Here is a 19346-nt window from a genome sequence, read left to right on the forward strand (position 1 = left end):
GGTGAAAAAATGAAAAAACGTTTTTCAACAATTGTTGCTTCGTTAACTCTATTCGCAAGTTTATCAGGTACTGCACTAGCAGATGGTATCACAGTAGAAGCTCAACCAAACAGTATTTCACCATCATCAGGAATTGAGTTACATGCTGAGGCATGTGGTTATTATCCAAACGGTCAACATGTACTTAGACTTGTAGGACAAACAGAAGTATCACATTCAGGGGGTTCTCATTCTATATGGATTAGAGAATCTAATGGGACTGAAAAGTCTGTTATGTGTGAAATTACAAACTGGTACGAATCCAAAACATACGCATGTGCTTGTGGTAATAAAAGCCAAACTGTTGAAGGTATACATATACGTTCTTCCCATCAATATCGTCACTAACCTTTTCATTAATGGCATCTAAAGCATATATTCTCATACTTAATTAAAAACGATCTGATACCTAATCCAGTCATAAACTAATTTAAAAGCGTACCCTAGTATTTTGGGTATGAAAAAGAAGCGACTAATAGGACAACCCTCATTAGTCGCTTCTCTGATGTTAATTACTATTATACCTTATTTTCATTTTACACAGTAATGTAATGACAGTCACAAAACTTATAACGCTCTGCGGTAAATCTCCATAACATCCTCTTTTTCCAGCTTCGAAAAATTACCAAATGAACCAAATCGAACTGCTTTATCTGCCATTAGTTCAAGCTTACTATCATCGATGTCATAATCTGCTAAGCGGCTTGGTGCCCCGATGGAATCCCAGAACGCACGAAGTGCTGAAATTCCTTCCTCTGCAACCTGCTCATCACTTTTACCTGTAGGATCAACATTAAACACCTTAACAGCCAAACGTTTGAAACGTGCAAGGTCATGATGCATATTGTATTTCATCCAATGTGGGAACAAGATAGCCAAGCCACCACCATGCGGAATATCATACACCGCGGATACGGCATGCTCAATGTTATGTGTTGCCCAATCACCACGAACACCCATACTTAATACGCCATTTAAAGCCATTGTTCCAGCTAATAAAATAGTTTCTCTATGTTCGTAGCTTTGAAGATCGGCAATCAGTTTAGGTGCAGTTTCAATCACTGTACGCAACAAACCCTCGCAAAATTCATCCTGCAATAAAGTATTTTTATCTGGATGGAAGTATGTTTCAAATACATGAGACATGATGTCCACCATGCCATATACAGTTTGATCCTTTGGTAAAGTTGCTGTGTACGTCGCATCCAAAATTGAAAAAGCAGGGAATGCATAATAGCTACCCCAGCCTAATTTTTCTTCTGTTTTTTCGTTAGTGATAACAGAACCTGCATTCATTTCAGAGCCTGTAGCTGCAATGGTTAACACGGTACCTAGTGGAAGTCCACCTTGCGCAACCGCTTTACGCTCTGCAAAATCCCACATATCTCCATCATATTTAGCACCAACAGCAATCGCTTTAGCACAGTCAATCACACTGCCTCCACCAACAGCAAGAACAAGATCAATATGATGCTTGCGACATAAGTCTACACCTTCATGTACAGTGGATAAACGAGGGTTAGGTTGAACCCCAGCTAGTTCAGTTACAACTGCATTAATTTTACTTAATTCAGTTTTCACTTCGTCATATAGGCCAGTACGTTTAATGCTTCCGCCACCATAAACAAGTAGTACATTACGTCCAAATTTCTCTACTTCCTTACTTAAAGAGGATAATGTATTTTTGCCGAAAATTAACTTGGTTGGATTATGAAAAGTAAAAGTATTCATTTATTGTACCTCCGCTTTAAATTTGTAACTACCACTATATATTATAGGACTGTCCTACCTTAAATTACAAATGACATCATAATAAAAAAATAGGGGCTGATGGAACAACGGAGGTATGATGAAATTTCCTCTCCCTTTTTGTTCCAATCAACCACTACAGTAGCAAATCAAGTATATGGGTTAAAACTTATTTATTTTTCCACACAGCCTGCTTCAATTAGAAACTTACGGAAGGCAATACGCCCTGCTTCATCATTTTTAAACACACCCGCATGACCTAAAATTTCCGCAAACTTCACACCTACTACATTTTGTAATAAGCCTTGTGCTTCATCAAAAGTAAGGCTTGTTCCATGCAGTTCAACTAATTGCACAATCCATTCTTTATGAACAGCTAGCGGATGACCTCCAGTTTCCAAAGCTTCTTTATACAAAGCTTCATTCCCACTCAAAATCGAAGCAATGTCATTTAATTCTTCCTTTAAGCGACCCGGTAAAATAGCTAAGCCCATCACTTCGATTAAGCCGATATTTTCTTTTTTAATATGGTGCATTTCACGATGTGGGTGAAAAATTCCTTCTGGATGCTCTTCGTTGGTACGGTTATTACGCAATACCACGTCCATCTCATAGCCCCCAGCCTGACTACGACGTACAATCGGTGTTACGGTATTATGAGGAACCGTAGTTCCATCCTCCCCTTTGGAGAAGGCATATACGTCTACATCTGGATCACTGTATTGCTTCCACTTTTCATAGAGATCATTGCCCGCCTCAAGCACAGCTTGCTTATCGTTACCTTGTAAGCGAATGACGGTCATAGGCCACTTCACCATCGCTACAGTTACCCCTTCATAATCTGGATGGGTGAACGTTGCTTCACTTGGTGCTTTTTCCAGTGGGAAGGTGTGATGTCCACCTTGGAAATGATCATGTGTAAGAATCGAGCCCCCTACAATCGGCAAATCTGCATTTGAGCCTACAAAGTAGTGGGGAAACTGTTCTACGAAATCAAGTAGACGCTGGAAGGTTTCCTTCGTCAGCTTCATCGGAACATGATCATGATGGAACACGATACAATGCTCATTGTAATAAACATAAGGTGAATACTGAAAAAACCAAGGTTCATTGTTTAGCTCAATTGGAATGACTCTTAAATTTTGCCTAGCAGGATGATTAAGTCGCCCTGCATACCCTACATTTTCGCGACATAATTGACACTTAGGATAGATCGGTGGAGGTAACAGCTTGGCTGCTGCAATTTCCTTAGGATTTTTTTCTGGCTTAGACAAATTAATCGTGATTTCCATCATGCCAAAATCCGTTTCTTGCTCCCAATACATATTTTTAGAAATACGATCCATCCGAATATAGTTACTTGCCGTAGATAAATGAACAAATTCGTCCGTTGCTGCTTCAATACCTTTTGTTTCAGTGGTCTGCTTGAAGGCTGCAATCGTCTCAGATGGACGTGGCATAAGCAAGCCCATAATTTTTGCATTTAACAAATCGCGATACGTATCTGAGTTTTCTGCAATAAGTCCAATAGAATAGCCATAGTCCATTAATACATCAAGCGGTGCTTCAGGACTTGATATCGACGTTGTAGGCTGATTACCTAAATACGGCTCATCACTTTGAAAAAGGGATAACAATTGGTTGCGAGAAAAATCAATATCCTCATTTCCGATTAAACGTTGCTCGAATGCGTAACGGACTAGCTGCTCTATTGCAAAAAGTGCTTCATTTTTTAGTTCATCTTGTGCGGTCACCTTAAACACCCTCCTTTATCATCAAGCTTAGTCATTGTAGCCGTCTGGATGTTGTTCGTGCCAACCCCAAGCACTTGCGATAATATCATCAAGCCGATTACGAGAAGGATTCCAGCCAAGCACCTTTCTAGCTTTTTCAGAGGAAGCGATGAGCACCGCAGGGTCACCAGCACGTCTTGGACTGATTTCTACTGGGAAGCTACGACCTGTTACTTCCTGTACCTTTGCAATCACCTCTTTGACTGAAAAGCCTTGACCATTGCCGAGATTAAACACATCACTTTCTCCACCCGCTAGCAAATGCTGAACCGCAAGCACATGCGCATCCGCCAGATCACTTACATGAATGTAGTCACGTACACAAGTGCCATCAGCAGTTGGATAATCATCACCAAAGACTGAAATTGCTGGACGTTTACCTTGTGCCGCTTGGATAATTAATGGAATCAGGTGTGTTTCTGGAGAATGATCTTCACCAATTTTGCCACTAGGATGTGCACCGGCTGCATTAAAATAACGCAACGCTACATATTTGATCCCTAACACTTTATCAAACCAAGACATCATGCGTTCCATCGTCAGCTTGGTTTCCCCATATACATTAGTTGGATTTGTAGGATCACTTTCTTCAATTGGCACTTTATTAGGCTCACCATAGGTTGCAGCAGTAGAGGAGAATACAATCTTACGTACATTTGCTTCATCCATCGCTTCTAATAAGCATAATGTGCCGTAGACGTTATTGTCATAATATTTAACTGGCTTTTGCATACTTTCACCAACAAGAGAGTTAGCTGCAAAGTGAATCACAGCTTCAATTTCATTTTCGGAAAATAACTTTGCTAATAAAGCTTTGTCACGAAGATCCCCCTCGTACAGCTTACCTCCAAGTAATGCGTCCCGATGTCCAGATTGTAGATTGTCAATCACAACAACCTCTTTGCCTTGACTAAGCAATTCTGCGACTGTATGAGATCCAATGTACCCTGCTCCACCTGTTACGAGAATAGCCATGTTATTTTTCCTCCTTTATTTCATGTACACCTTGACCTACACCACAAATATAAAAGTCTGCCTTAAGTCCTGTGCGTGCCTCATATGCTTTACCTACTTCGGCTACAAATTGCTCCACATCATCCTCATGGACTAACGATACCGTACAACCTCCAAAACCTGCACCTGTCATTCGAGAGCCTAATGTTCCTTTAATTTTACGTGCTTCCTCAACTAACACATCTAGCTCCAGACAGCTAACTTCATAAAGATCACGTAAGGAGTCATGAGAAGCGTTCATATAGTTACCAAACAACTGTAAATCGTTGCCCTTGAGAGCTTCCACCGATTTTAAAACACGAGCATTTTCTTCTACAACATGCGTAGCGCGACGTAGCAGCACGTCATCCTGAATTAAATCCTTTAATTGTTCAAACCGTTCTGGTGTTAAATGTGCAAGATAGTTAAGTTCTGGCTCTTGTTGCTGTAAAGTAGCAAGCACAGCATCACATTCACTACGTCTCTCATTATATTTTGAATCCACAAGCCCTCTACGCTTATTAGTGTTACTGATCACAATTTTATAAGCACCTGTGCGGAAAGGTACTAGATCATATTCCAATGTGTCGCACATTAACAAAATCGCATGGTCCTTTGCTCCGTTTGCAACTGCAAACTGATCCATGATGCCACTATTTACACCTACATATTGATTTTCAGTTCGTTGTGATAATACCGCAATTTCTACCTTGTCTTGTGCTTTACCTTCCATCCCAAGCAAGCTGTAAGCAGTAACTACTTCAATAGAAGCAGAAGAGGAAAGGCCAGAACCATTTGGAATTTCCCCATGGAACAATAGGTCATAACCAGAAGTCAGTTCTACTCCCATTTTTTTAAGCTCAACGATAATGCCTAATGGGTAATCCACCCACTCACCTGTTTTTTCCACTCCAATATTGTGTAGCTGAATGGAAGCTTCATAAGGTATATTTGTAGATTTTAAATTTACAAGATCATCGTTCCGCTTACGAATGATCAACGTTGTTCCGAATTCAAGTGCAGCAGGCAATACATACCCACCGTTATAGTCAATATGCTCACCAATCAAATTAACACGACCAGGTGCATTAAAAAAATGCAGGGATTGCTCATTTTCCTCATAACGTGTTAAAAATAATTGTTTTAGTTCTTGTTTATTCATTGTATTTAACTCCTTCGCTAACATGTTATTGTGTTTCAAAGGCTAATTTTAAGATGGATCCTTCTTGATTTAAGTATAAAGAATATAGCGAAAAATGATAATGTATCTATGTTAGTTGAATATGGATTTATGTGACTTTAGGGTTTAGAATATAAATGAGTTAAAAACAATAGAATGAATGAAATACTTGTTAACTGAGTAGGTGGATGTTACGTTCCAGAGGGTTGTTTCGATCGCTCTTAAAATCAAATTTTATTTGAAAGAACTGTATAGGTTAAAATTTGATTTTAAATACGAACGCTCCGCTTCTCCACAATCCCCCTGTCTCTTCACAAATTCAGGTGGTTAACAAGTATTTTATTAATAAAGAATATTTTTAAATTTATTTATATTCAAAGGTGAAGATGGGGAGGGGGCGTTACGTTCCAGAGGGTTGTTTCGATCGCTCTTAAAATCAGATTTATTTGAATGAACTGTATAGGTTAAAATTTGGTTTTAAATACGAACGCTCCGCTTCTCCACAATCCCCCTGTCTCTTCACAAATTCAGGTGGTTAACAAGTATTTCATTAATAAGGAATATTTTAAAACTTATTTATATTCAAAGGTGAAGATGGGGAGGGGGCGTTACGTTCCAGAGGGTTGTTTCGATCGTTGTTAAAATCAAATTTTATTTGAACGAACTGTATAGGTTAAAATTTGATTTTAAATACGAACGCTCCGCTTCTCCACAATCCCCCTGTCTCTTCACTAGTTTAGTTGGGGAGTCAAATTATTATCCTATTCAAATAGCATTGTTTACATAGTAGCTTTATTAACTAAATTTATAGGTTGAGGTGAGACGGTATGGCGGATGTTACTTATTATTCGGCGGCAAATCCTGAAGGTGATGCTGATAGCAACAGCAACCTACACGTATTGTTTGCAGGCGCTAGTCAAACTGAGGCCGAGCACAAGCTAGGTCCTAAAATATATAATTATTATTTATTACATTTTATCGAGCATGGCAAAGGGCAGTTTGTAAACGATTCAATTGTGTACACATTACAAGCGGGAGATTGCTTTCTGATTCCACCTAATCAGTTAGTGAGCTATGCTTCCGATCCGATTGAACCATGGCGTTATCGCTGGATTGCCTTTTCAGGTGCTGGCGCTGAAGCCTTGATTCAAGAGGCTGGGTTTACGCCACAAATCACCGTATTTACACCTGGAGCAGATAGCGAAATTTCTAAAATGCTTTTTGAAGTGCTAGAGGCTTTCCACAACCGTAAATTAGGCGCTAATTTATTATCTCTCGGATACTTATATCTTATTATGGGTGAAGCGAAAGAAACGTTGCTTAAGGACTCGCCTATACCTGTTGGTGAAACGGTAGTACAACGAATTGTAAAACAGATGATCCACTATATGTCTAGCCAATATGCTTATCCAATCTCGATTGAGCAAATGTGTCACAGCTTAGGCTACAATCGTGCCTATTTGTCTCGTATTTTCCGTAAAGAAACGGGAACTACGCCTGTCTCTTACTTATTAAAGCTACGAATTGAAAAATCAAGACAATTGCTTCGTAGTAAACCTGAACTATCCATCGAGCAAATTGCAGCTTCAGTGGGAATGACCGATCCTCTTTATTTCTCAAGACAATTTCGTAAAATATATGGGAAATCTCCAAGTGATTATCGCAAATCCGTAACAAGAAAATCGTAATAAAGTAAATTTTAAAAGTAATTAAATAATGATCGCATTATTAATAAGTTGCAAAAAAACGCAACCCATATTCAGGTTGCGTTTAAACAATTTAATAGTTATGATTCTACACTCGTCTTCCGTTTATTAATGCTCTCCAGCGCTATTCAAAATCATTTCGATTCGCTCTAATTCTTCTGCTGAAAAATCTAGGTTGTCTAATGTTTTAACATTTTCTTCAATTTGACTGGCTCTACTTGCCCCAATCAAAGCAGAGGTCACTTTACCGTTACGCAATACCCAAGCAAGCGCTAATTGAGCTAAGCTTTGTCCACGAGCTACAGCAATCTGATTTAATGCATGTACTTTTCGTAGCAATTCCGGCGTAATATTTTGTTCATTTAAAAATACACTTGCACTTTTTGCTCTAGATTGCTCTGGAATTCCATTGAGATATTTATTTGTTAGCAAGCCTTGAGCTAATGGACAAAAAGCTATGCTGCCAACACCATTCTCCTCTAGTACATCTTGTAAGCCATCTTCAATCCAGCGATTAAGCATAGAATAAGCAGGCTGATGAATGAGCAGTGGCGTGCCAAGTGATTTTAAAATTTTTGCAGCTTCAGCGGTTTGTGCAGGATCATAGCTTGAAATTCCTACATACAATGCTTTACCAGAGCGGACAATGTGGTCTAACGCCATCATCGTTTCCTCCAATGGAGTATCGGGGTCAAAGCGATGTGAATAAAAAATGTCTACATATTCTAATCCCATGCGTTTTAAACTTTGATCAAGGCTGGATACTAAATATTTGCGAGAGCCCCATTCTCCATAAGGACCCGGCCACATGTTGTAACCTGCCTTAGTCGAAATAATTAACTCGTCTCGATAAGGAGCTAGGTCTTTCTCTAGTACTTGTCCAAACATTTCTTCAGCTGACCCAGGAGGGGGACCATAGTTATTTGCTAAATCAAAATGAGTAATACCTAAATCAAATGCGGTGCGTATCATTTCTCTCCCATTTTCAAAGGAATTAATGCCTCCAAAATTATGCCATAGCCCTAATGAAATCGCTGGTAGCTTTAATCCAGATTTCCCCACACGATTATATGCCATCGTATCATATCGATGTTCATTTGCTGTATATGTCATTTAAGCGCTCCTTCTTTCATATCGAATTGGGTCAAACATGCTTACGCTTTCATAAGGTCATTATAACGTCAAAGAGAGCTAAAGAGAAATGATTTTCCCCACTCTTTCTAGTACAGCACCAATTGGCTCTTTTATGTGCATATCCACTTGATCATCATATGGAGTTGAGGATGAATTCAATAAAACAATACGGCCCCCTCTAAAATAATGAATAAAATTAGCAGCAGGATAGACAGTAAGGGAGGTTCCACCAATCAATAATAAGTCTCCTTGCTGCATAGCTTCAATCGCACCCGAAATTACATTTTCATTCAAATTTTCTTCATATAACACAACGTCAGGTTTAACGATCTTTCCACAATCGCCACATCGAGGAACAACCTCATTACTATTAGCAACTTCATCTAAAGAATAAAATCTACCACAACCCATGCAAAAGTTACGATGAATTGATCCATGCAATTCCCATACTTTTTTATTGCCTGCATCTGTATGTAATCCATCTATATTTTGTGTAATTATCGCTTCCAATTGATCATTTTGTTCAAGTCTAGCTAAAAACTGATGAGCAGCATTAGGTTGTGCATCTAAATGTAGCATTTTAGATTTATAAAAATCAAAGAAAATTTCAGGATGTCGATTAAAAAAACGACGACTGAGTATTTCCTCAGGTGAATATGGCGATTGATGCTGGGCCTGATAAAGTCCTGCTGCTGAACGGAAATCAGGAATACCACTTTCAGTTGAAATGCCCGCGCCTCCAAAAAACACAATTTTTTTACTATCTTTTATCCAATCAGCCAAAATCTGTTCTTGATTCAAATCACACCACTCCTTTCGTTTTTATTATAACATTTCAACATAACAATATTTTCATCCAATAAACAAAAAGGATGGATAGAAAAACTTTACTACATGTGTTAGACTATTGAGAAAACCTTTAGCTAATTAAAGCTACAATTCACTACAATATATATAAATGGGAGGAAGTTGAATAACATGGCAGCCAAGAAAATGCGTTCTGATATGATTAAAAAAGGCTTTGATCGTGCACCTCACCGTAGCTTGCTACGTGCCGCTGGGGTAAAGGAGGAAGATTTTGGCAAACCGTTTATTGCCGTGTGCAACTCCTATATCGATATCGTTCCAGGACATGTCCACTTGCAGGAATTCGGAAAAATTGTTAAAGATGCAATTCGCGAGGCAGGTGGCGTTCCATTTGAATTTAATACGATTGGTGTAGACGACGGGATCGCAATGGGACATATTGGAATGAGATATTCCTTACCGAGTCGTGAAATTATTGCTGATTCCTTAGAGACGGTCGTTTCTGCTCACTGGTTTGATGGCATGGTATGTATTCCTAACTGTGATAAAATTACGCCAGGGATGATGATGGGTGCTTTACGTGTAAATATTCCAACCATTTTTGTCAGTGGTGGACCTATGAAGGCTGGCGTAGACAGTAAAGGAAACAAACTGTCCTTAACTTCTGTATTTGAAGGTGTTGGTGCTCACCAAACTGGTCAAATTACGGATGATGAACTACTTGAATTAGAACAATTTGGTTGTCCAACCTGTGGATCTTGTTCAGGTATGTTTACTGCAAACTCCATGAACTGTCTTGCCGAAGCATTAGGGATTGCGATGCCTGGAAATGGGACAATCCTAGCTGTAGCGGAAGAACGTCGTGAGTTTGTAAGACAATCTGCGAAGCAGCTTATGGAGTTAATTAAGCTAGACTTGAAGCCTCGTGATATTGTTACTAAAGAAGCGATTGATAACGCATTTGCACTTGATATGGCAATGGGAGGATCTACGAATACAGTTCTTCATACATTGGCATTAGCTCAAGAAGCAGGTATCGATTATCCTTTAGAGCGTATTAATGAAGTTGCTAACCGTGTTCCACATATTTCTAAGCTTGCTCCTGCATCTAATTACTTTATCGAGGATGTACAAAATGCAGGTGGCGTAAGTGCCGTTCTTAACGAATTACTCAAAAAACCGGGTGCTATCCATGGCGATCAAATGACGGTAACTGGCAAAACAATTGCTGAAAATGTAGCCGGACATGAAATTAAGGATCATAATGTTATTCATGCTATAGATAATCCATATTCTGAGCGTGGTGGACTAGCAGTTCTTTACGGTAATTTGGCACCTGAAGGTTCTGTTATCAAAGTAGGTGCGGTTGATCCTTCTGTGGGTGGTTATCACAAAGGTCCTGCAATTTGCTTTGACTCACAAGATGAAGCATTGTATGGCATTGCAAATGGTAAGGTTAAAGAAGGACATGTCGTGGTTATTCGTTATGAGGGACCTAAGGGTGGACCTGGTATGCCAGAAATGCTAGCACCAACCTCACAAATTGCTGGTATGGGCTTAGGTGCTAAGGTTGGTCTTATTACAGACGGACGTTTCTCAGGGGCATCTCGTGGAATTAGTATCGGTCATATTTCGCCTGAAGCTGCAGAGGGTGGACCTATTGCTTTTGTTGAGGATGGCGATATTATTGAGCTTGATCTTAACAATCGTAAAATAGAGCTTCACGTCTCTGATGAAGAATTGGCACGTCGTCGCAATGAGAACTGGACAGAGTTCGAACCTAAAGTAAAAACAGGTTACTTGGCACGTTACTCCAAGCTGGTTACAAATGCAAGCCAAGGTGGCGTATTGAAAATTTAAGAATGAACTTGATATAGCAACTAAAATGAGTAGCTAATCAATCTAATCCGACAATTTAAAAGAGACTCCCAAATCTTATTTACAAGACTTAGGAGTCTCTTTTGTTATCGGAATATATTGAAATAATTATATTTTAATGTTTATTGCTTAACCCCATTCTTCAACATAGCTGGTTACAACCCAGCCAGTTATTCCTGTAGCCTGACTTTCTACTTTCATCCACTCATAGCCCTCTTTAATGGTTGTTTCATATCCTGTAACAAGATCACCTTTATAAAGAAGGCCTTTGATCGTAGCTGAAGTTGAAGGGGTACTTCTTATTCGAACTCCATTTCCAGTTATTCTATAGGTAGAAGTAAAAGGGGTTATGATACCAATTGACTGTACTGATTGGACAGGCACTAATCCAGCAAGCACCTCTGGTTGGACTGCCATTTGAGCTTGTCCAATATCACTTGTGTTGCTTGTATTGTCATATGCAAACGCTGCCTCTGAGGGGACGATTAATGTGGCTGTAATCAAGGATACTGCTACGATTTTTTTAAACATCTTTTTTCCTCCCTATTATTTTTAATAATATCCGGAGTTTCTCTAGATGTTAGAACCATCGTTCAAAGCAGTAATACAAGTTGGAATTTAGGTGGTTCTTAAAATTAAGATAATTAGAAATATATTCCAACAACAAATCTATTGTAGCATAATTTACAAATTATTCAATGGTTATATGGATTACTGTATATCCATATTAATTTCAATCAAAAAACTCCTCTTTAAAATGCAGTAGTTCTAAGGATTGACCTTCTTCTGCACAATTAAAGTGGAGTTTTTAGGATTAACGAAAATGCAAATGAGCTTGCATTACAGCTTCCTCTTCTTCCTCAGTTGCGGCAACCGGCTGAAGCTGATTATCGTACCAACGAAAATGAGATGAGTCAGTTAAATATTTCTGGAATAATACATCTATTGGCATCATAATCATTTTAGGCTCTAACTGGTGTGCTGTTTCTTTATTATTCACTCTTGAGAAGCCGTCTGGATGAATAATACTCATTAAAAATTTCAAATAAATATGAGTGGATCTAGCAAACAATCCTTTAGGCAATTCACTTACCGTAAATCCAAATTTCTCTGGCCCACGATTAATCATGCTAACTCCGTATAAAGCTTTGATGTCCCCAAATTCAGGATGTTGTGCAATATAACTAGCTAGGTCAGGCAAGGTCTTCTCTACGCCTCGGATCATTTGAATGGCAACCTGAAGTGAAGTTCTTGAGGACATTCCAATCTGGAATAGTTTTTTATTGTCAAAATGCAACTCCATAACCTTATCCCCATGCTGCAAAGGTACGTTGTCTCTTGTCCCCTTCATCATTACAGTTTCACCATGATAAGTTCTGATTCTAAAATGCAGGAAAGGTTCTTCCGTATTTGTAGACTTCAAATGAAATAAATAATGAAATAGCTTTTCCCACAGCAACCATAAGAAAACAACAAATCTTTTCATTTTAGGTAAAGTTCTTTTACCCGATGCCTTTTCCTCTAAGTAAGAAGAAAGAGACGTTTTTTTACCGGTTGTTTGCTCCGTTTCGGTGATTAAGTCATCAATCCGAATGCTCTTTAAACCGCGTTGCTCGGCTTCCCGCAGCACACGCTCCAACGCAATAAGCATTTGACCAGGAGCACCAGCGTTGGCTCCAAGTGTGGCCCCACAATCATGAAGCAAAAAAACCTCGCCACCCTTTAGCTTTTTCATCATTCGTTTACATAAACGATCAGCGCCAAGTCTTAATCGCCAATCTCCAAACATCGCTGACCACAATACAATTTGGGTTTCATTTCGCTTAGCAAAATCAAATATATTCACGATCCCCCAAGGTGGTCTATAATAGTGCGTGTTCTCTCCTGTTACATCACGTATAATTTTTGTTGTACTGTGAATTTGCTTTCTAACCTCTTTAGGACTCATTAGCCAATTCGTCTTGTGAATATAATTGTGAACCCCAATCATATGCCCTTCCTCATGCATTCTGGACAAAAGGTCTGGGTGCTTCTCCGCATTTGCACCTACAACAAAAAAGGTCGCTTTTGCATCGTAACGCTTCAATAAATCAAGTAATTGTGTTGTGTAAGTTGCGTCAGGTCCATCGTCAAAGGTAAGTGCAAAATGCTCCTTACTTACCCCTCTCCGGAATACTCTAAAACCAAACAAGCGACTAATTAATCCAGGTATAAAAGCATACAGTGACGTAAGGTAGAACATCCACAGAAGCAAAGTCTCCATATTCTGGTCCCTCTCTTTATCTCTTGTTACTTACTCTGGCATGCTTAAACCTAACATCTTATTTATATTACCATATTCGAAGTAAATTAGCGCACTAATTTAGAATGCTCCGCTAATATATTCATGGTTTCCTTAAATAGCAGGGTCGCTTTATTTTTTGCATTAACAGGTTGATTTTTGATCAAAACAGCAACGGCATATTGCGGCTTCTCAGTAGGTCCATACCCAATAAACCAATGATGATTACGAGACTGCGAACCGTAGGTAACCTGTGCTGTTCCTGATTTCCCAGCCAGTGTCCACTTTGCAGATTGTAATGATTGACCTGTGCCCTCTTCAACTACCTTGCACATCCATGAAGCTAGTAGACGGCTTGTACGGATGGATATTTGTTGCTCATTTTTTCTTACCTTTGGTTCGAAATCAATAAAGTGACTGCCATCTTTATAGGTAATCGCAGATGCTAATCTAGGTGCGGCAACTTTTCCATCATTTAATAAGGTCACTACTAAATTAGCGGCTTGAAGAGGTGTAATCTGTACATCTCTTTGACCAATCGCAGTTTGAGCACGTACACCACCATCTGCTAACTTTGCTTTAAAAATAACACCTGCTTCTTCCTGATCAATTTGTTGTAGGTTATTTCCTTGCCAACCTATTTTTCGGCCTAACCCAAGCCCATAAGCAGTATTCATAATATCCTGTTCGCTTAATCTTTCACCTAAGGTTGCAAAAACAATATTACAGGAATGAGCATAACCATCCTCTAGCGTAATTTCACCGTGCCCCTCCTGTAACCAGCAGGACAGACCGTATTTTCCATATTGCCTATTACAACGAAATACTTCGTTTGGCTGTGTTACTCCTTTCTCTAAAGCGGCAGCAGCAATGACCGTCTTAAAAATCGAACCTGGCACAGCGGCTTTCACCGCACTATTGCTCCATTCACCCCGCTCTAAATTAATACGTTTTGGATCATAAAAAGGTCGCGAAACCATACTAATAACGTCTCCATTAGTAGCATCCAGTACAACAATTGCACCTTGCTCGATATGCTGTTCCTCTGTTAACTGCTCAATTTGACGTTGAAGTGTATTATCTATCGTACTATGAACAACGAGCGGTAAATAGTTACTTGGTTGTCCCTTAATTGTTGCTCCTACCCCTTGTAATGCTCTACCCTTTCCGTCTATTGCATAATAGGCCGCTGTTTTTTCTGCTGCCCTTAAATAGAAATCAAAGCTACGTTCAAGCCCTGCTGCACCTAATGAAACACTTAAGTCCCTTTTCCCTCTATTTTTGATTCCAAGAGATTTTATTAATTCAGGCTGCTCAGCCAAATAACCCAACCATTGATTGCCTCTTAATCCTTCAGCATAACGATTCATATAAGGTAAGACCATAATCCCTTTCAGGTTACGCCATTGCTGAAGTTCATCCTGCTTAACATGAAAAACACCAGACTGCTTCTCTTCCCATGCTTGTGGTATTTTTAAATGCACCCATGTCTCATGAAGCTTGGCCGTCGTTGTATGCAGCAAAGAAGCAATACGTTTCATCTCCTTAGCAGATGGAAGCTGCTTAAGCGGAAATAAAACAGGTGTCCATACTACTTCACCAGTCAAGGCAACTCCATTCCGATCTACAATATGTCCCCTACCAGAATCAAGCTCAATTCCTTCTTGTCGTTGACGAACAGCTAACTCATTTATTGTAGATGTGCTCGGCTTTATAATTTTCCAACCAGCGCTAGTTTGAATCCATAATAATCGAAAAATAACAATGAGAAATAAAAATAAAAAGAGCATTAGAATATAAAATATGCGTTTTTTTCTTAATAATGATAGCCTATGCAAAATAGAGTCCCTTCTTTCTAACCCAGCTAACCCCTAGTCGTTATTTTTGATCCTTTATTACAAGCATGTCCTTAAAAATATACTTTCACACTACACTTCAAGCTACATTTCACAAACGATGTCACTTCAAGACAATAAAAAACTGCTTTCGTAGTTTTTCACTACAAAAGCAGTTTAAATAATTTAATAAATATACAATTTATGGAGCGCCCTTTATACTGTGAACTTAGATAATGTTTCTTTTAAGCCTACGGAAACCTGCTCTAATTTTTGAGATAAATTCACTAAATGATTTCCGATATTCTCTTGCTCATTACTTAATGATGCAACCTCTTCGGACGTTGCAGAGGACTCCTCAGCGACAGCACTCACGTTAGTCATTGCTTCAGACATAACCGCCTGAGATTGATTTAGCTCATCGATAGAGGTTGTTACCATACTTAAATGGTTTACGAAGCCTTCCATTTTTTCCTGTACAGAAATGAAGATTTTACTTGTTTCTTTTACCGAGTCAATTTGCTCTTCAAACAGTGGATTGGCATCCATTAAAGCCTGCACCGTTTGGTTCATCTCTGTACTAATTTCATCTGTTATTTTGCCTACCATTTTAATCGATTCTCTGGATTGATCTGCAAGCTGACGAATTTCATCTGCGACCACCATAAAACCTCTGCCTGCTGCTCCTGCACGTGCTGCTTCGATTGTAGCATTTAACGATAGGATGTTGGTTTGCTGTGTAATATTTTGCATCACATCAAGTACCTTCATAACAGAAGAAGTGCTTGTTTTTAGCGTATTCACCTTATCGGTTAACGCTTGAATGATGTCAACTGTCGTATTTGTTTTATTTAGTAATCCATCCAAATACTTTGTTCCAAGCTGACTAGATTGCTCTACCTCATGTGCAGAAGTAGACATTTCTTTGTTCGCTTGAATCACTTTTTCCATTTGACGACCAATGTTATCCGCCAACTCGTTCCCACGTTCAGCTTCATTTGCCAAACTTGTAGCACCGTTCGCAATTTCTTCTGTTGCGATTGCAATTTCCTTCGCAGACATCGCCGTCTTATTAGAGGCATCTGTAAGTTCTGTTGCTGTTTCTAACACATCTTGCGCAGAGTGATTGGTTTGCTCTACTAGCGTAGTAATTTGCTCCATCATTACATTAAAGCTGCCAGTCAGTTGCCCAATTTCATCTTTAGAGGTAACCACCATACGAACATTTAAGTTCCCCTTTGCGCCTTCTTCCATTAAATCCTTTAATTTAACTAACGGACGCCCAATCATATTGACCATCCACATCCCGATTAAAATAGCAATAATTGCGACAACACCCGCTGAAATATATGTAGTTAGTAAGATGCCTCTTGCATCTTTCGTTAGCTCTGCTGTTGGGATACTGCCAAGAAGTTTCCAGCCCGACGTTGCTTGCTCCTTAAATACGGCAAGAACAGATTCACCTTTTGCATTTTTAGTTTTAGTGCTTTCAAGCTTTTGCTCAACTGCTTTGCTAATATCAAATTCTGAAGGTTTCCCTTCTTCATCTTTTACGGAAGAAGCAACGATTACGTTATCAGACGCTAAAATCTGAACCTTAGCTCCTTCACCCATTTGAAGCTCTTGTAGATATCCTTTTAAAATATCTAGGTTGAGATCTGCAACTAATACAAAACGTTTCATCGTGTTTACACTTTGAACAGAACGAGCTAAACGAAATACAGGTGTTCCTTTTGCTTCTGGAACATTTATCCATACAATTTTGGACGATTTGGACAACTCTTTAAACCAACTTTGATCATGAATGGTTTCAAGGAAATTTTGATCTACTGCACCTGAAGTCACGCTAGTGAAATTGGGATCATCTGCAACTAAATAAATACCTGAAATCCCTTTTGTTGAAAAAGTAAGCGCGTTCAAACGAGTTCTCATTTTTGTCGTTGCGGTAAACTTGTCATATTCTGTCGATGTTGTTAACGCCAAATCCATAATCGCTTTTTGCATTTCATCATCTAAAAACATCTGCTGTATATTATCTTGAAATTTTTCGAAAATGATATCCAGCTTCTGGGCTGTCTGAGTTACGGTAGCAAGATTTGCTTTTTCTGCATTATCTTCAATCGTGCTTTTAGCCATTTGATACGAAATGATCCCGATCGATAATACAAAAAACATAATAGCTACAAAAAATATAAGAAATAGACGGATACCCACTGATTTTCTTGGATCTGCCCATTTTACATCTTTCGTACTTTCCTTCATAAAATTAAATGATTTTTTTGCAAATTTACCTGAAAACAATTTCTTATAATTATAAGAAGTTACTTTTTTAACTATTTTTGATGGAAATGTCTTAAGCTTATTAACTCCTGCCTGCTGCTCTCCCTTCTGTTTCGTTTTCTCTGTTTTGAAACCTTTCTTTGGACCTAGACTCATACTAAACACCTACCCATTTTAATATTCGCACGCTCATTACCTAGGCTCTGAGTCATGTTAATTACTGTCAGTAAAGCGTTTTCCCATCACATTATGCAATTCGACAAAAGTTAATATATTCCTCTATCTATATCGGCAAATTCTTTGTTATCTTTTAAGCTTAAAGACCTAAAACTTAAAAAAACATAAAAACAGGACTCCCGAACTACAATTCAGGAATCCTGCTATTTATTTTTTTCGACAATTATTTCTTTTTTCTCATCATATCAAAATAAGCAACAGGCTGATCTACTTTCATTTGGATACGTTGTAGTGGGTGACGAGCAACATCAAGCTCATTCCCCTTTTCATCCCATATTTGTCCAACTGTTTGTTTAAAGAAGCGACCTCCTGGACCAAAAAACTCAACCTCTGTTCCTGGCTTAAAATGATTTCTTTGCTCAATTAATGCTCTACCTGTTGCTTCATCATAATCAAGAACTAGTCCTGCAAAATCATAAGGAATCACTTTTTCTTCTGGCTCATAAATATGATCCTCATGATCTGGTGTATCATTGAAGAAACCAGTGTTAAGAGGTCGGCTAGCTGCTTTATTAATTTCATCTACCCATTCCTGCTTGAGCTCATAATGCTCTGGGTCCTCCATGTAAGCATCAATTGCTTGACGATAAGCATTTACAACGCTAGCGACATAATGAATAGACTTCATTCTACCTTCAATTTTAAAGCTATCGATCCCTACATCAACAAGTTCTGGGATGTGATGAATCATACATAAATCCTTGGAGCCCATTGTAAACGGATTATCCTCAGGCTCAAATAAGGGATTTGCTTCTTCCTCTACTGCACCTTCAAATAAATCATATTTCCAACGGCACGATTGACAACATCCACCACGGTTGCTATCTCGATCTGTAAAATGGTTCGATAATACACAACGTCCAGAATAGGAGGAGCACATTGCACCATGTATAAAGGCTTCAATCTCAATATCTACTTTTTGTTTAATCTCTTGAATTTCTTCAAAGCTAGTTTCACGCCCTAATACCACACGTGGTAAACCAAGCTCTTTCCAGAAGCTTACCGCTTGCCAGTTCATTGTAGATTGCTGTGTACTTAAATGCACTTCAATTTCGGGCACCTTATGCAATGCAATATCAACAATCGTAGGGTCCGCTGTAATAATCGCCGCAATCCCTGCCTTGCGTAGCTCCTTTAAATAGTCCTCAATTCCGTCGATATCCTCGTTATGCGCATAAATATTTGTCGTTACGAACACCTTAGCGCCGTATTTTTTAGCAAATTCAACACCTTCAGCCATCTCTTCAAAGCTAAAATTATCCGCATTAGATCTTAGACCATATTTTTGTCCACCGATATAAACGGCATCAGCTCCATAGTGGACTGCAAATTTTAATTTTTCAAGATTTCCTGCTGGAGCGAGCAGCTCTGGCTTGTCCAATCGATAACGTTTGCCTACATATTTTGCTTTACTTTTTGTCGCTGTTTGCACCT

General features: G+C 38.9%; 14 protein-coding genes. 3 read left to right on the forward strand and 11 right to left on the reverse strand.

The window, feature by feature from the left end; all coding sequences use genetic code 11:
- Positions 1–9: 9 nt before the first annotated feature.
- Positions 10–387: a hypothetical protein gene (locus tag J2Z32_RS07140; RefSeq protein WP_210088494.1), complete on the forward strand. Its 378-nt coding sequence runs from the start codon at positions 10–12 to the stop codon at positions 385–387.
- 219 nt (positions 388–606) lie between these two features.
- Here the strand turns inward: J2Z32_RS07140 and J2Z32_RS07145 are convergent, their stop codons facing one another.
- From J2Z32_RS07145 to J2Z32_RS07160, 4 genes are all read right to left on the reverse strand, one after another.
- Positions 607–1770 (reverse strand): iron-containing alcohol dehydrogenase, encoded by a 1164-nt coding sequence (locus J2Z32_RS07145; RefSeq protein WP_210088495.1) that lies wholly within the window; start codon positions 1768–1770, stop codon positions 607–609.
- A gap of 191 nt (positions 1771–1961) precedes the next feature.
- Positions 1962–3542 carry a UDP-glucose--hexose-1-phosphate uridylyltransferase gene (locus tag J2Z32_RS07150; protein ID WP_210088496.1) on the reverse strand — a complete coding sequence of 527 codons (1581 nt, stop codon included), beginning with the start codon at positions 3540–3542 and terminating at the stop codon, positions 1962–1964.
- A 27-nt stretch (positions 3543–3569) separates the two neighbouring features.
- Positions 3570–4556, reverse strand: coding sequence for a UDP-glucose 4-epimerase GalE (galE, locus tag J2Z32_RS07155; protein ID WP_210088497.1), 987 nt, complete (start codon positions 4554–4556; stop codon positions 3570–3572).
- Between the two features lies 1 nt (position 4557).
- Positions 4558–5736 carry a galactokinase gene (locus J2Z32_RS07160; protein WP_210088498.1) on the reverse strand — a complete coding sequence of 393 codons (1179 nt, stop codon included), beginning with the start codon at positions 5734–5736 and terminating at the stop codon, positions 4558–4560.
- Between the two features lie 845 nt (positions 5737–6581).
- Here J2Z32_RS07160 and J2Z32_RS07165 point away from each other — a divergent pair.
- On the forward strand, positions 6582–7442 hold the full coding sequence (locus J2Z32_RS07165) for an AraC family transcriptional regulator (protein ID WP_210088499.1): 861 nt from the start codon (positions 6582–6584) through the stop codon (positions 7440–7442).
- A gap of 126 nt (positions 7443–7568) precedes the next feature.
- Here the strand turns inward: J2Z32_RS07165 and mgrA are convergent, their stop codons facing one another.
- Entirely contained in the window at positions 7569–8573 is a 1005-nt protein-coding gene (gene mgrA / locus J2Z32_RS07170; RefSeq protein WP_210088500.1) for an L-glyceraldehyde 3-phosphate reductase, read from the reverse strand.
- A gap of 78 nt (positions 8574–8651) precedes the next feature.
- Positions 8652–9395, reverse strand: coding sequence for an NAD-dependent protein deacylase (locus J2Z32_RS07175; RefSeq protein WP_210088501.1), 744 nt, complete (start codon positions 9393–9395; stop codon positions 8652–8654).
- Positions 9396–9572: 177 nt separating this feature from the next.
- On the opposite strand from J2Z32_RS07175, the gene ilvD reads away from it, so the two are divergent.
- Positions 9573–11261 carry a dihydroxy-acid dehydratase gene (gene ilvD, locus J2Z32_RS07180; protein ID WP_210088502.1) on the forward strand — a complete coding sequence of 563 codons (1689 nt, stop codon included), beginning with the start codon at positions 9573–9575 and terminating at the stop codon, positions 11259–11261.
- 147 nt (positions 11262–11408) lie between these two features.
- On the opposite strand, the gene J2Z32_RS07185 is transcribed toward ilvD, so the two are convergent.
- The 5 genes from J2Z32_RS07185 to J2Z32_RS07205 all read right to left on the reverse strand — a co-directional run bounded on the left by J2Z32_RS07185 (position 11409) and on the right by J2Z32_RS07205 (position 19344).
- Complete coding sequence (locus J2Z32_RS07185) at positions 11409–11810, reverse strand: SH3 domain-containing protein (protein ID WP_210088503.1); 402 nt, start codon at positions 11808–11810, stop codon at positions 11409–11411.
- A gap of 283 nt (positions 11811–12093) precedes the next feature.
- On the reverse strand, positions 12094–13542 hold the full coding sequence (locus J2Z32_RS07190) for a polysaccharide deacetylase family protein (RefSeq protein WP_210088504.1): 1449 nt from the start codon (positions 13540–13542) through the stop codon (positions 12094–12096).
- 86 nt (positions 13543–13628) lie between these two features.
- A complete protein-coding gene (locus J2Z32_RS07195; protein ID WP_245251274.1) occupies positions 13629–15398 on the reverse strand; it encodes a peptidoglycan D,D-transpeptidase FtsI family protein in 1770 nt (589 codons plus the stop codon).
- Positions 15399–15611: 213 nt separating this feature from the next.
- Entirely contained in the window at positions 15612–17831 is a 2220-nt protein-coding gene (locus J2Z32_RS07200; RefSeq protein WP_245251275.1) for a methyl-accepting chemotaxis protein, read from the reverse strand.
- Positions 17832–18075: 244 nt separating this feature from the next.
- Complete coding sequence (locus J2Z32_RS07205) at positions 18076–19344, reverse strand: peptidase U32 family protein (protein ID WP_210088505.1); 1269 nt, start codon at positions 19342–19344, stop codon at positions 18076–18078.
- Positions 19345–19346 lie beyond the last annotated feature (2 nt).

The sequence above is a fragment of the Paenibacillus turicensis genome (genome assembly GCF_017873435.1).
GTDB classification, from domain to species: domain Bacteria; phylum Bacillota; class Bacilli; order Paenibacillales; family Paenibacillaceae; genus Fontibacillus; species Fontibacillus turicensis.